This is a genomic window from Rhizobium sp. SVR5-2C (assembly GCF_056755115.1).
In genome coordinates this window covers 1-14295 of record NZ_JBNDHT010000092.1, presented here as the reverse complement: position 1 = coordinate 14295, position 14295 = coordinate 1, and the positions used below count along the sequence as shown (strand labels likewise).

Here is a 14295-nt window from a genome sequence, read left to right as displayed (position 1 = left end):
GACGGGCGAATTCTTTTGCCGCGAGCCGCTTTCGAGCGTACCCTTCCTTTATCGGCCGAGGTATACCACCGGGTTCCGGCTGCTTAAGAGACAATCTGCTCTTGCCCCAAACGGAGGAGCGCTCTCATGTCTCTTTTCGAACTACTTTCCTATACAGACGATGAAATTGACACTTGTCGCCATGGCATTGAGCCGCTGGTCGGAGAGCCGGCGCCAGAGAAGCTGGGCTATGGATACGATACTGATCCTGCTTTTCCAGCAGCGAGCCATAGCCGGCCGTTTGGTCGTCCAGACGAACCGGCGGAATTATCAATGAGCGGACCGGAACAATGCGGCTTCCTTGCTCTTTTTCTGCATCGGGATCGGTTGCGCGATCCCTGAATGCTGATGAAGACTGCCCTGCTAAGGCAGGGCCTTTTTTGAGGGTACCTTAGCGACTGGGATGCCGCGGCCGCTGTAGCCCGACCGCGAACTTCTGGAAATTTGAAAGCACATTCCGGAATCTGAATTGCGCCTGCTTTTCTGAAAGCCTAGTTAAAACTAATTGAAGCTGTCGAGGTGATCGGGACGCGATGCGTTTCCAACTCCGCCGAGCCTTTTTCCGCTGCAAACGAGTTCTGCGTCATCGGCGCTGAGCAGCTCCGGCGTCCGGAATGCGTGTCCGCCCGTCCACGGACGTCCGACGCGGGTTTCATCGCGGTGGCACCTGTGCCAAGGCGCTTTTCAGATTTCGCGCTTCCGCGTCGAGGGTGATGCGGCGTCGACATCACTCGTGCTCGATTAGCGAAAGCAATAGTGAAGGTGAGCATCGAGTGGAGCTCCAGCAGGTTCATTACGTTATAGCCGTTACAAGCACGACGAACTTCACGCGTGCTTCCTATGTTGGCGCGTCTGCAAAGGCCTCCGAAAAATGATGAGCTATCTGATGATCGCCAACCGGGTTCGGGCGACGAACGGCCCCGAGTACCCTGTCGATCACGTAGTCAAAATCGAAACCACTTCGATCAGCCCGCTGCTGTTGCCGGCCCATATCTTTGCTCGCCCTCCTCGCGGCCAGGACGAGATCAGGGACGCCTACCATCAAAAGTATGACGTCAAACCCATCGGGTCATCGGTGCACGCCCGGGAGGTCGGCCTTGCCGAAGTGGGCCGACATCAACCGTGACTTTGGGCCTCCAGCGGTGCAGCGGTGCAAGGGACGGCGGCATAAAGAACAAAGATCAACTGATACTCAGTGTGAGAAAACTCGTGAAGTTCCGAACCGTCATTTCCGCCGCGTGCACGCTCCTCGCCACCTCGATCGCCGGCCCCGTCTCGGCCAGTGACGGCGACGGGCAAACCATCACGGACAACTTCGAGGCGGCCATTCCCAATATCCCCGGCGAGTCGCTGATCGCCGTGGAAGTCGGTTACGCACCCGGCGCAGCCTCTGTACCCCCCACGCATGCGAAGTCGGCTTTCATCTACGCCTATGTGATCTCAGGCGCGATCGAGTCGAAGGTGAATGACGGCGAGACGCGAATCTATCGGGCAGGTGAGAGCTGGTCGGAACCGCCGGGCGCGACCCACTCGATCAGCCGCAACGCGAGCAAGACCGAGCCGGCAAAGCTACTCGCTGTCTTTGTCCTAGACGTCAATGACAAAGCGCCATGGTCCGAGGCTTTACACATGTCTCATTGATCCTTTTGGGCATCTAATTGAGCCCTTCCGGTCTCGAAGTTTTCATCGTCGACCGTAAACTTATGTGGCGGCGCTATTGAAGCGCTCGCTGAAGGGGATAACTATGCTTCGTATTCCAGCCGTCTTTGCTTTGCTGTTAATGGTCAGTGCCTGCTCCCAGGAGGAGCCGCCGCCACCGCCGTCGCCGCAAGTGTCCGTCGCAAATCCACTGTCGAGAAACGTCGTCGATTGGGACGATTATATCGGACACTTCAAGGCTCCGCAGTCGGTCGAGCTGCGCGCGCGAGTTTCTGGGCAGGTCACCCAGATCCTGTTCCGCGACGGACAGGATGTTAAAGAAGGCGAACCGCTCTTCATCATCGATCCGCGCCCTTACAAGGCCGTGCTCGATCAGTCGCGGGCAGCGGTGGAGAGCGCCGCGGCGACGCGTGAGAACGCAATCTCGACAGAGGCGCGTTCGGCGGCACTCGCAGCCACGAGTACCGTCAGCAGGGAAAAGCTGGAGGCCGATCAGACGCGTCTTCGTACGGCGACCGCCGAGCTCAATGCTGCGAAAGCGGCATTGGAAGCTGCCGAACTGAACTACGATTGGACGACGGTTCGAGCCCCAATAACCGGACGCGTTTCAAGCCGTCGCGTTTCGATCGGTGACCATGTCGAGGCGGGGAGCACACTGCTCACGACAATCGTATCACTCGACCCGATCTGGTTTGTCTTCGATGGAGCCGAGAGCTTCTATCTGAAGTATCTCCGGCAGGCACAACAGGGGCAACGCCAACTCTCGAGGGACTTCGAAAACCCGATCGATATAAGGCTCTCCGACGAAACCACTTTCTCACATCACGGGAAGATGGTGTTCGTCGACAACGCCGTCGACATCGAATCGGGAACGATCGAGGCTCACGCTGTCGTCGACAATCACGATCATTTTCTGACCCCTGGAATGTTCGGGCGAGCCCGCCTTCTCGGGTCCGGTAGCTATAGCGCCATGCTCGTACCCGACGAAGCGATCATCACCAGACAATCGTTGAAGGAGGTCTTCGTGCTCGCGCCTGACGGCACCGTAGCGAAGCGCACGGTAGAGACCGGTCCGGAGCTTCTTGGACTGCGGGCAGTGAAGAGCGGTCTTGCTCTCGCCGATCTCGTTATCCTCGACCACATTACCCAGCTCCAGCCGGGAATGAAAGTTGTCCCGCACCGCACAGCGATCGAGCCGCGCAACGCCGACGGGGGCCCAGCGACACCAGCGGTCGCCGAGCCGGAACCTTCCGCCGCGACCGTCACCGAATAACCTTGAGGAACGACCATGCGCTTTCCGCACTTTTTCATCGAGCGTCCAATTTTCGCGGCTGTGCTCGCGATTCTCATCACCGTGGCTGGTTTGGTGGCCTATCCGTGGTTGCCGGTCGGTCAGTACCCGGAGGTCGCGCCGCCGACGATCCTCGTCAGCGCACGGTTTCCCGGCGCGACGGCGGAGACGATGGCTTCGACCGTAGCTGTTCCACTCGAACAGCAAATCAACGGCGTCGAGAACATGCTCTACATGTCGACCTCTTCGGTCGGCGAAGGCTCGGTGACGATCACCATCACGTTCGCGCTCGGCACCGACGTCAACGAAGCGCAGGTCCTCGTCCAGAATAGGGTCGACGAGGCGCTTCCGCGATTGCCCGATCAGACCAGGCAGATCGGGGTCACCGTACGTAAGATATCCCCAGACACGCTCGTGGGTTTTGCGTTTTACTCGCCGGACAACTCACTCGATACGGACTTCATCTCGAACTACGTGACGCTGCAAATCAACGATCGTATCAAGCGGGTTCCCGGCGTTGGCGATACGGTGCGATTTGGCGGGCGCGACTACGCGATGCGGATCTGGATCGACCCGGATCAGGCAGCGGCGAGGAATTTGACAGTCGAAGAGATCATTACGGCCATTCGCGGCCAGAATGCCCAGGTCGCAGCCGGCATCATCGGCCAGCCGCCTTTCGGCCTGAAGGCCAATGCCTATCAGCTCGGTGTGGATACCGAAGGGCGCCTTGCCACCCCGGAGCAGTTCGGCAACATCATTGTCAAGCGGCATGAAGGTGGCAGGCTGACACGGTTGCGCGACGTCGCGACGGTCAAGCTGGGCGCCCAGGACTATTCGACGAATGCATTCTTCGACGACCGCAACGCGATCGGTCTGGTCCTGCAGCAACAACCCGGAACGAACGCGCTGGCGACCGCGGACAGAGCTAAGGCACTCGTGGCCGAGCTGTCGAAAGAGTTCCCGCCGGGGATGTCATATGCAGTCGCCGACGACCCGCTCAAGTTTGTGTCCGCCTCGATCGAGGAGGTGAAGCACACCCTTTTCATCGCGCTTCTTCTCGTCTCGTCGATCGTGTTGCTCTTCCTGCAGAGTTGGCGGGCCGCGATCGTGCCGTTGCTTGCCATCCCGATCTCGCTGACCGGCAGCTTCGCCACGATGGCCGCGTTTGACTTCTCACTGAATAGCCTGTCGCTCTTCGGGATGGTGCTGGCGATCGGTATTGTTGTCGATGACGCAATCGTCGTGGTCGAGAACATCGAACGGCTCATCGTCGAGGAGAATCTCTCGCCGAAGGAAGCGGCTCACAAGACGATGACGGAGGTGTCCGGCGCGCTGGTCGCAATCGCCCTCGTGCTCTGCGGTGTCTTCCTGCCGACGGCCTTCATTCCGGGCCTCTCGGGCGAGTTCTACAAGCAGTTCGCGCTGACGATCGTCTCGGCCACGATGGTGTCCGCCTTCATCTCGCTAACGCTGTCGCCGGCACTGGCCGCGTTGCTGCTCAAACCGGCCGACAAAAGATCGAAGGCCAGGCCAGGCATCCTCGGCTCGCCAGGCCGGTTCGCCAGATGGTTCAACCATCTGTTCGACGGTCTCTCGGTGCACTACGGCCGATTAACTGGCAAGCTCGTCAGGCGCCTCGTAATGCTAGCGGTCATCTATGGCTTGCTCATCATCGTCACCGGTTGGCGTTTCTATGTCACGCCGCAAGGATTTGTTCCGTCGCAGGACCAGGACATGCTGCTCAACGCCCTCCAGCTTCCTCCAGGATCGTCCCTTGCGCGGACGACCGAAATCGCCCGGCAGGTTCAGGCGGCTGCAGCATCCCTTCCCGAAATTGATCATTCATTGACCTTCGCCGGCTTCGACGGCGCGACCTTTACCAACGCTTCGAACGCGGCGCTCATTCCAGTCTTCCTGAAGCCGCAGGCTGAACGCGACGCGACGGTCGATGATGTGGCGGACAAGCTCCGCGAGGCCTTCTCGAAGATAACAAGCGCTAACGTCATCGTGATCGCCCCGCCACCGGTCCGGAGTATCGGCACTACCGGCGGGTTCAAGATGGAAATCGAGGATCGCACGGGTCTCGGCTACGCGGCGCTGGAAAAGGCCGCGCAGGATGTGATCGCCGAAGCGAACAGGCATCCCGCGTTAAGGGGCGTCTTTACCACCTACAACACCGCGACGCCGCGTCTCCATGTAACGATTGATCGGGAGAAGGCGGAACAGATTGGCGTTCCCGTGGATCGCATATTCTCGACGCTCGGCACCTATCTGGGCTCGACTTACATAAACGACTTCAACTATCTCGGCCGTACGTGGCAGGTGATCGCTCAGGCGGATACATCGTACCGGCAATCGGCCGCCGACGTCCTTCAACTCCGGACGCGCTCAGAAACTGGAAAGATGGTTCCGCTGGGCGCCATCGCCGATGTTCAAAAGCAATCCGGCCCGTATCGCGTCGTGCGCTACAATATGTACCCCGCCGCGGAGATACAGGGCGACGTCGCTTTAGGATATTCGTCCGGCCAGGCGCTGCAAGCGATGGAGGAGATAGCCGAGCGCGTTCTGCCGAAAGGCATGGGCGTCGAGTGGACCGAGCTCTCCTACCAGCAGAAGCAAACGGGGAATACGGGGATCTACGTCTTTGGGTTGGCAGTGCTCTTCGTCTTCCTGCTCTTGTCCGCCCAGTATGAGAGCGTGGTGCTACCCTTGGCGGTGATACTCATCGTGCCAATGTGTCTGCTCGCCGCCATCCTGGGCATCAACCTGCTCGGAATGGACAACAATATCCTGAGCCAGATCGGCTTGGTGGTGTTGATCGGACTGGCAGCCAAGAACGCAATCCTTATCGTCGAGTTCGCGAGACAGGGGGAAGCCGAAGGTTTGACGCATTGGGAAGCTGCGACCCGAGCGGCCCATCAGCGTCTCCGTCCGATCCTGATGACGTCGATCGCGTTCATTCTGGGCGTGCTTCCGCTCATTATCTCGGAAGGCCCCGGATCGGAGATGCGCAAGGCGCTCGGCGTCGCGGTGTTCTTCGGGATGATCGGCGTGACCGTCTTCGGGCTGATCTTCACCCCGAGCTTCTACGTCATCAATCGCCTGACGGCGGATTGGGTTACCGAGCGGGTCAGGTGCCTGCGCGCGCGGCTTGGTGGACGTGCCGACGCCGACTCATTGGTGACCACGCCCGCACCGGCAGGGGACAAGCCATGACGACGGCAAGGTTGCTCGTTACGCCGGTGCCTCTTGGCGGCGCATCGGGGCTCGGGCCTTTTGGAAAAGGCGAGTTCGAAAGTTCGCACGTCGGTGATCTCAACGTTTCATGCGTGCTTGAACCACGCGCGGCTATGATAGAATGCTTGAGGCGTTCAAACTCAAGAGATCTTATGTCGAAGGGCGACTGGCTAAGCCACCTCCTGCAGATCGTTACCGTAACCGGCCAGCTCGAGGTTCGCTGCGTCTATGGTGCTCCTTGGCGCATTGTCTGGGAGCAGGCGGCACCGAACGAAATTCCTTACCACGTAATTGTCCAGGGCCGCGCCATTATCGAGGATCCGGAGACGCGAACGGCACGAGAGCTGGTGAAATGAGACGTCGTGCTGCTGCCCCATGGTGCGAAACATACGTTGCACGACGGTAGCGGACAAAAGCCCATACGTACCCAGGAACGCGTGGGGTCTGCCGGATGGACGCTGAGCGAGAACGACGGTGAGGGTGAGCAACTCGATTTGATGTGTGGGCGATTTTTCATCACGCCGCCCCATGACCGGTTGATCCGGAACTACATGCCCGCGACTCTTGTAACCCAGGCAATGAACGGCCGTGGAGGAGGGGACGGAAACGGCGCCGCCTCCAACGAACTCGCAAGTCTGGTGAGTCTGATGCGAATGGAGTCCGCCGGTGATAGAGCTGGAGGACGAGCTGTTCTCAACGCGCTTTCTTCGGTCCTGTTCGCACTGGTGATGCGCGCGGCGAGCGAAGGAGGCAGCTCACAGGAAGGTTTGTTGGCACTAGCCGGGCATCCGCGGCTGGCGCCGGCAATTGCAGCGATGTTCGCCGATCCGACGAGCTCTTGGAAGCTTCCTGATCTAGCGGACTTGTGCGGCATGTCGCGCGCTACGTTCATGCGGCATTTTCAAGACAGGCTGGGTCGCTCCGCCCTATCTCCGCATGAGTCTGGCAGCCAATGAGCTGAAGAAACCGGCGATCAGCACCGAGGCCGTGGCCGAGGCAGTTGGCTATCAGTCCGTTTCCGCATTCCGGCGCGTGTTTACAGAAAGGATGGGGATGACGCCGGGCGACTGGCGCCGACTGGCGCATGATGACAAGCAATCGGGCGCGGCTCGCAACCTGCAGACGTCAGATTGATCCTTTCGAGCGCTATATTGATCTTATAAAGTCTCGAAGTTTGCATGACTATCCGTAAACTGGGCTCCGTAATCACCTGATGAAGGAGCCCCCAAATGAATTGCCTCGCCACAGTCACCGCCGATCCTGCCATCGGCGCCGCCGCAAGGAGCCACGCATACGCCGGACAGAGCGGAGACGCCGCCACCCCCCGGCCCACGGACGCAAGCGCAAGTTCCATCCCGACGAACGCGGTCATTGAGACCCTTCTGAGCCGTAGCGCCGCCAAATACTACGATCCCGCCGCTACGCTCAGTGACGACCAGATCCGTGATCTGGTACGGATCGGAACGTCGGCGCCGACATCCTTCCACCTGCAGAATTGGCGTTTCATCGCCGTGCGTACGCCTGAAGCCAAGGCTCGGTTGCGAGCACTGGCGTGGGATCAGCCGGCGGTCACGGACGCTGCCGTTACCTTCATCGTCATTGGCAAGTTGGCCGACGCCAGCACCGTCCCGGCGCGTCTGGCGCCGGTGGTGGAAGCCGGCATCATGCCAGCACACATGGTCCCGGAATGGGAAATCAACGCTCGCCGGATCTATGACAATCAGCCGCAACAGGATCGTGACGAGGCCGTCCGCACCGCTACCTTCGGCGCGGCCGCGATCATCTATGCGGCCCGCTCGCTGGGGTGGGGTTCGACGCCGATGATCGGTTTCGATGCCGAACCTGTGCACCGCGAATTCGGCCTGACCGACGATGAAATCCCGGTGATGCTACTGACCATAGGGCCGGAACGTGCCGGCAACTGGCCGCAAAAGCCCCGCATGCCGGTCGCCGATGTTCTCGATTTCGCGTGAATCACAAAGAACTCATGAAGTTAAGGAGACTACAATGACCCGTACGACCGTTTTGACGCCGGAACAGGTGCCGACCGAATCCAAGCCGACCCTGGACGCATTCACCAAGAATATCGGCTTCACGCCCAACATGATGGCAGCCTTCGCACAGAGCCCGATTGCGTTCAACGCATGGGCTACCCTGCTTGGCTCGCTGACCAAGGCGCTGGACGTCAAGACCCGCGATAGCATCGGCCTTGCCGTTTCCGAAGTGAACGGCTGCAATTACTGCCTGACGGTGCACAGCTTCACCGCAGAGCATATGGCCAAGCTGCCGGCCGATGACATCATCCTGGCCCGCAAGGGACATGCCAATGATCCCAAGCGCGACGCCGCCGTCCAGTTCGCTGGCAAGGTCATCGAAACCCGTGGACAAGTCAGCGATGCCGATCTAAAAGCCGTCCGCGATGCCGGCTTTACCGAAGCAAACATCATCGAGATCGTCGCGCTGGTCGCCATGTATTCGCTGACCAACTTCTTCAACAACGTTTTCGATCCGGACAAGGACTTTCCTCCGGTCACCCCGGCTGGTTCGATCTGAGCTCCTTCCTGATCATTGCCAGTCACATGGGCGGCCCCGTCGAGCAATCGACGGGGCCGTTGGCTTGCCTTCTATCGAGCCAATCCCCGATCTCCCATAGACGCGTCTTGCATAAGAGCTGGGCGGCAGTGTCCCTCTCGGTGCTCGCTATATAGAAGGGAACCCATCCAATCCCTCCTCTTCCGGCACACTGATGACAACAGCTGGCGTGCTGATGCTGATCAGCAACCGTACTTGCGGTCGATTTCCCGTAACGCAACCCGCACCTCGTTTAGCGAAACCGGCGCAGGTGTTCCGGGCAGATGGCGGAGGGCGGGTTGCGATTCCACCGCGTAGTAGTCAGAGGCCCATGAAGCTAGGATTGTTCGCTTATCATCGACAGTAAGACGCTTTGCCCTCGCAACGTCCATCGGACGGCGAAGTTTCAGTCCCTGGGCCAAGACTGCCGGTCCCATTGCCATCGCGTTGCTGGCAGCCTGCTGCAGCATGTCGCGTATCATCGCGGCCTCATCGAACGTGGGGATCTTTGTCGTGGTTCCGGCGAGATGCCACGATCCCGCCGATCTCCGGCGCGAGCAGATCGTGTTTCTCGGCGAAAGCGGCAAAAAGGCCGCGCGCCGTCTCCGCTTCGATCTCGCCACGCTTGCCGTGCTGCAAGCTTTCAGCGCAACTGAATGCACATTATCCCTAAGCGATGCAGGCCATTCGCAAAGGTGTCGATAGGCGTCCATGACGCTGCGAACTTCGGCCGGATAACCGAGGCCAACGAGGATACGCAAAGGGTGTTTGAACATATCGGGTTTCATGACGCTCTCCTTCCCAACCCGGAATGTTGTCGTTGGGCGCCGTCGCGACGGCGCCCCTTCTCCAATGGTCTGATTACGCGGCCTTCTGCGCTGCGATCTGCGCGGGGGCGACCGACTGTACAAGAGCCGGGTTAGTCTGGATCTCGATCTTCCGCGGCTTCAACGCCTCTGGGATCTCACGAATGAGTTCGACGGAGAGAAGCCCGTTCTTCAGAGCCGCACCATCCACCCGGACATGATCAGCACTGCGACGCCGCCAAAGAGCAGGCTTCTCCCGCCTCTGTCAGAGAGAATTTTCGGCGTTTTCTTATACAAAACGGAATGCTCGCCGAGCTCGAGGACGTGTCATTGGGTTGTGCGTCAAGCCGAATTCGCCAGCCCAGCGGATCGACGCCCGGTTAGATCGGATCGATGACAGTTAGTGACCGTGTTCCTGACCTTAACCTCCTAAAGACGCTCCGTGACGTGGTGCTTCCCGTCTTAGTGGAGCGTTCCACTGATGACCATCTTGGAAACAAAGGCCGATAGAAGTTTTTGGTCAAAGTGCCCGGGAGAGTTCATCATCATACTGATGGCCTCAGCCTGTGAGAAGGCTCGCTTGTAAGGGCGGATGGTCGTCAGTGCCTCATAGACGTCACAGATAGCGGCGACGCGAGCAACGTAGGGTATCTGCCTTCCGGACAGGCGGTCGGGATAACCGCCCCCATCATAGCGTTCATGGTGGAACCGACAGATATCGAGGACTTCAGGTGGCGCGGTACCTGCCGATGCGATCATTTCAAAGCCGTGTTGCGGATGAGCGCGGACAAGATCCATCTCCTCCTTGGTCAACTTGCCCGACTTGTTCAGAATCTGATCGGGAATGGCCATCTTCCCAAGATCGTGCACGAGACCGCCGAGGCCAAGGACGCGCACATCATCTTCTCCATGGCCGAGAACACGTGCAAATGCGATCATCAACGCGCTGACGGCCAGCGAATGAAGGAAGGTGACTTCATCCTTTTCCTTCAGCCTCGCCACGGCGATTAATGCGCCCGCATTGTTGAGCGTCTCCAACATGATACGCGCCACTGCTGAGTTTGCTGCCTTGTCCGCGAAACCAGCATTCAGACGAGCGTCGTCGAGCACATCATGCAAATGCGGGGTGACCTCGTGAATTGATTGCCTCGCGCGGCTGATTTCACTGAGCGTAAATACAGTCAGCAAAGTCGCCTCAAAGCTTGCGGCATCTGTCCGTTGCGCAGGCGCGGCGACATCCAGCCCCTTTGTAATGTCGATGACCACGCTTCTGACGTGCCCTTCTATTAGCTTCCTGACATCTGATCCCGATACCAGAAATGGCTTGAAGCGCGCCGCATCTGCTTGCGTGGCAAACTCCATGTCATTGACAAACATGCCGACCCGCAATTGGCTCAATTGGATGCGTCTGAGCATTGATGATCTTTCTGAAAGGATTTGACCTATAGATCGACGAAATCAAGGAGCGACAATAGTTTTCCTCAGTTCCAGTAACTGAGAGTCCCGGGCTGGCGCGCGTGCACGAGCGGCTGGCCATGCGCGGACAGAAACCGTCCGGCGTTCGACCCGCTCATCGCCTTCGCGAAGAGATAACCCTGGCCGAGCTTGCATCCCAGGCTTACAAGACGATTCGCCTGCTCTTCGTCCTCGATGCCTTCAGCCACGACGCACAATCCGAGATCGGCTGCTATCGAAATGAGGCCCGAGACGATCACCATCCCGGCATCCCCCGCCCGCGTTCGATCTATAAAGGATTTGTCGATCTTGATGATATCGACAGGCACCGTCAGCAGATGCGTCAGGGAGGCATAGCCGGTTCCAAAGTCGTCCAGCGCGACCTTCAGTCCTTCTGCGCGCAAGGCTTTAATCTCGTTGGCCACGACATGGTCGGGCCGCCCGAGATAAACAGATTCGGTCACTTCCAGGATTATGTGCTTGAGCGGAACGCCCGCATTTTCAAAGATGTAGCGTATTTTATCTGCCAACCCTCCCTTGTGGAAGTCAGCGGCTGATAGATTAACGCCGACATGTTGCAGCGGCAGTCCTTCGTCGAGCCAACCGCGCATATCTTTCGCGACCTTGCGCAACATGCGTTCGGTCAAAGTCGCAGCGACGTGAGCGTCTTTCGTCGCCTCGTGGAAATGCGCCGCGGCAATCATTTCGCCCGATCGGGTCTTCATCCGGCAAAGTGCCTCAAAACCGACGGTATCGCGCGTATCAAGGCGCACGATCGGTTGATAATGGGCTTCAATCCGATCCTCAGACAGAGCGACGCTCACGTCACGCACGGCCCGAAACCGGCGCGTCAATGCGGTCCCGAGCCCTGAATGGAATTCGACAAACCGACCGCGGGCGTGTTCTTTCGCGTGATACAGAGCGATATCTGCATTCTGCCGCACCCGCTCAGGATCGATATCGCCCGGACCCAGAGCGCCGCCCAGCGTGACCGATGGAAACACGACGTGGCCGGCGCAGCTTGTGGGGGACTCAAGCATCTCCAGGATCTGAGCTGCTTGCCGCCTGACATCGGCTTTGTCTCCACCGATGATGATGACGGCAAATTCGTCTCCGCCCAAGCGATACGTGTGCTCCCGGCCGGCGGCTTCTGCAATCCGCTCAGCCACAACACGGATCAGAGCATCGCCCGCCGCATGGCCAAATGTATCGTTCACCAACTTCAGATTGTCGACGTCGGCCAGGACCAAGCCCCAGCGGTCACTGCCCGGATCGGATTTTTTTCGGAGGGCCATATCGAATGCTGCTCGGTTGGGCAGGCCGGTCAGCGCGTCTGTGTATGTGAGGCGCTGACGTTCGGCGACCCGTTCTTCCCGCTCGATAGCGATTGAGCAGAGGTGGACACAGGCATCCACGACCTTTTGCTCAAGTTCACTCGGCCCACGCTTCTCACGGTAATAGAAGGCAAATGTACCGACGACGCGCTCGCCGCTCTTGATCGGACTCGACCAGCACGCTTTTAGTCCAAGCGCAAGAGCGAACGTTTTGTAACCGATCCACCTGGGGTCCGTTTCAATGTCGTCGACCGCGACGGCGCTTCCAAGGAAAGCTGCCGTGCCGCAAGAACCCGCACACGGCCCGGCAATAAGATTGTCAACTAGAGCTGAGTAACCCGGAGGAAGCGATGGCGCGGCCAGCGTGTGCAGGTGGGCTCCGTCGCAAAGCAAGACAGAGGCGATCACCCCGGGGATCGCGTTCTCCACGGTTGTGCAAAGAGTTGATACCGTGCTCGCCAGAGCTTCGCCTCGGGCGATCATTTCAAGAATGGCATTCTGCAATTCAAGGATCATAGTCGGCGTCTCGGAAATGAAGCCTTGTGTAGCAAGGGCCGTTTCAAATCCGGTTACTCGATTATTTACACTTTGATCGAATACGCTTCCTGATGCCTCATCTATTAGGTGATTACGACTAGCCGGTCGCAGCCAGCCGCCCCTAACCCGAAACTTTAAGCGACGCTTATTGCTTAACGCACGCTTGAGAACGCGGTGGGCTGTAAGATTGAGCTCTTCACGTCGGCGACGATAGGCCCATCCTGTTCGGTTTCGGCTTGGACTGCCAACCACTCGGGGTCGCTAACGAAGGCGGTCCATTTCAGCTCGCGCTCGGCAAGCGACTCCCACGCCAGAAGGTAGGTGAGCTCTTGATTGGATTCGCCGATCACCGTTGTCCAGAAGCCCGCCTGCCGGATGCCGTGCTTCTCCCATATCCGAATCGTCTTTGTTTCGAATCGCTTCAACAACGCCGACAGCCGGTTGGGAATGCAGCGATAGACGCGAAGTTCATAGATCATCGTAAAGGCTCCTATGTCAGGTATTGATGGCGTCTCCCGTCGGGCCCTTTGCGACGGGCGCAGAGGGCCCGATTACCGTCTTCATCGACCGGCGTGGCTGCCGCCATCGACGTGCACGATTTCGCCCGTAACGAATCCGGCAGATTCCAGGAACAATACGGCGCCGGCGATTTCGCTGGGTTCACCGATGCGCCCGAGCGGATGGAAGCCCCCAAGCATCTCATGGTCTTCCACACGATGCATCGGCGTGTTGACGACGCCAGGTGCTACGCCGTTCACGCGGATGCCGCTCTTGGCATATTCGATCGCCAGCGCCCGGGTGACAGCATTCAGTCCACCCTTGGTCATCGCGGCCAGCCCCAGCCCTCCATTGCTGGTCCCGTTGTCTATGCTGCCAGTGATGGTGAGAACATGTCCGCTCTTCTGCTTTTCCATCTGGGCGAGGGCAAGCTTCGTGATGTGGAAGAAGCCAGCCATGTTGACGTTCATGATGGCATGATAGTCCTCGACGGTGAACTCGGTGAACGGCTTGGGAATGAAGATCCCCGCATTGTTGACCAGCGTGTCTATCCGGCCAAAGCGCGCGACTGCTTCGGACACGATGCGTTGCGCGACCGCCGGATCGCCGATGTCACCGGCCACGGTCAGAATATTTGGATCGTCCGACGGCTTGATGCCGCGCGAGTTCGCGACGATCCGATAGTCGCGGTCGCGGAAGCCCTTGACGATTTCAGCGCCGATGCCCTGCGATGCGCCAGTGATAATGACGACTTTTTCCACGGTCATGTCTTCCCATAATTTGCGTTGGCCAATGCCGCTTCGAACCTTGAGATCGGACAGCGACGACGATGACGCGAGTTCTAGAATATTTGTTGATTGGATATAAT

Annotated in this window: 12 protein-coding genes and 3 pseudogenes; 8 read left to right on the top strand and 7 right to left on the bottom strand. The window is 58.9% G+C overall.

Annotated elements, in window-relative coordinates:
• Nucleotides 1-126 precede the first annotated feature (126 nt).
• From ACPYOI_RS23330 to ACPYOI_RS23295, 8 genes and pseudogenes are all read left to right on the top strand, one after another.
• The gene (locus tag ACPYOI_RS23330) at nucleotides 127-381 is read left to right on the top strand and encodes a hypothetical protein (protein ID WP_481415816.1); all 255 of its coding nucleotides are present in this window, start codon (nucleotides 127-129) and stop codon (nucleotides 379-381) included.
• A 532-nt stretch (nucleotides 382-913) separates the two neighbouring features.
• The gene (locus ACPYOI_RS23325) at nucleotides 914-1165 is read left to right on the top strand and encodes a hypothetical protein (RefSeq protein WP_481415815.1); all 252 of its coding nucleotides are present in this window, start codon (nucleotides 914-916) and stop codon (nucleotides 1163-1165) included.
• Nucleotides 1166-1248: 83 nt separating this feature from the next.
• Nucleotides 1249-1680, top strand: a complete 432-nt coding sequence (locus ACPYOI_RS23320) for a cupin domain-containing protein (RefSeq protein ID WP_481415814.1) — start codon at nucleotides 1249-1251, stop codon at nucleotides 1678-1680.
• A 103-nt stretch (nucleotides 1681-1783) separates the two neighbouring features.
• Nucleotides 1784-2971, top strand: coding sequence for an efflux RND transporter periplasmic adaptor subunit (locus tag ACPYOI_RS23315; protein WP_481423416.1), 1188 nt, complete (start codon nucleotides 1784-1786; stop codon nucleotides 2969-2971).
• A 15-nt stretch (nucleotides 2972-2986) separates the two neighbouring features.
• Nucleotides 2987-6205, top strand: a complete 3219-nt coding sequence (locus tag ACPYOI_RS23310; protein ID WP_481423415.1) for an efflux RND transporter permease subunit — start codon at nucleotides 2987-2989, stop codon at nucleotides 6203-6205.
• Between the two features lie 173 nt (nucleotides 6206-6378).
• Nucleotides 6379-7360, top strand: a pseudogene (locus tag ACPYOI_RS23305) (AraC family transcriptional regulator).
• Between the two features lie 95 nt (nucleotides 7361-7455).
• Nucleotides 7456-8199: a nitroreductase family protein gene (locus ACPYOI_RS23300; RefSeq protein WP_481415811.1), complete on the top strand. Its 744-nt coding sequence runs from the start codon at nucleotides 7456-7458 to the stop codon at nucleotides 8197-8199.
• Nucleotides 8200-8233: 34 nt separating this feature from the next.
• Nucleotides 8234-8779 (top strand): carboxymuconolactone decarboxylase family protein, encoded by a 546-nt coding sequence (locus ACPYOI_RS23295; RefSeq protein ID WP_481423414.1) that lies wholly within the window; start codon nucleotides 8234-8236, stop codon nucleotides 8777-8779.
• Between the two features lie 221 nt (nucleotides 8780-9000).
• On the opposite strand, the gene ACPYOI_RS23290 is transcribed toward ACPYOI_RS23295, so the two are convergent.
• The 7 genes and pseudogenes from ACPYOI_RS23290 to ACPYOI_RS23260 form a co-directional block, all read right to left on the bottom strand.
• Nucleotides 9001-9279, bottom strand: coding sequence for a hypothetical protein (locus tag ACPYOI_RS23290; protein WP_481423413.1), 279 nt, complete (start codon nucleotides 9277-9279; stop codon nucleotides 9001-9003).
• A 7-nt stretch (nucleotides 9280-9286) separates the two neighbouring features.
• Nucleotides 9287-9585, bottom strand: a pseudogene (locus tag ACPYOI_RS23285) (DUF982 domain-containing protein).
• A 73-nt stretch (nucleotides 9586-9658) separates the two neighbouring features.
• Nucleotides 9659-9835, bottom strand: a pseudogene (locus ACPYOI_RS23280) (Hsp20 family protein); the annotation flags it as partial.
• 230 nt (nucleotides 9836-10065) lie between these two features.
• Nucleotides 10066-11019, bottom strand: coding sequence for an HD-GYP domain-containing protein (locus ACPYOI_RS23275; RefSeq protein ID WP_481423412.1), 954 nt, complete (start codon nucleotides 11017-11019; stop codon nucleotides 10066-10068).
• 65 nt (nucleotides 11020-11084) lie between these two features.
• Nucleotides 11085-12908: a bifunctional diguanylate cyclase/phosphodiesterase gene (locus tag ACPYOI_RS23270; RefSeq protein WP_481423411.1), complete on the bottom strand. Its 1824-nt coding sequence runs from the start codon at nucleotides 12906-12908 to the stop codon at nucleotides 11085-11087.
• Nucleotides 12909-13081: 173 nt separating this feature from the next.
• Nucleotides 13082-13408: an NIPSNAP family protein gene (locus tag ACPYOI_RS23265; RefSeq protein WP_481423410.1), complete on the bottom strand. Its 327-nt coding sequence runs from the start codon at nucleotides 13406-13408 to the stop codon at nucleotides 13082-13084.
• Nucleotides 13409-13489: 81 nt separating this feature from the next.
• A complete protein-coding gene (locus ACPYOI_RS23260; protein WP_481423420.1) occupies nucleotides 13490-14194 on the bottom strand; it encodes an SDR family NAD(P)-dependent oxidoreductase in 705 nt (234 codons plus the stop codon).
• Nucleotides 14195-14295: the final 101 nt, after the last annotated feature.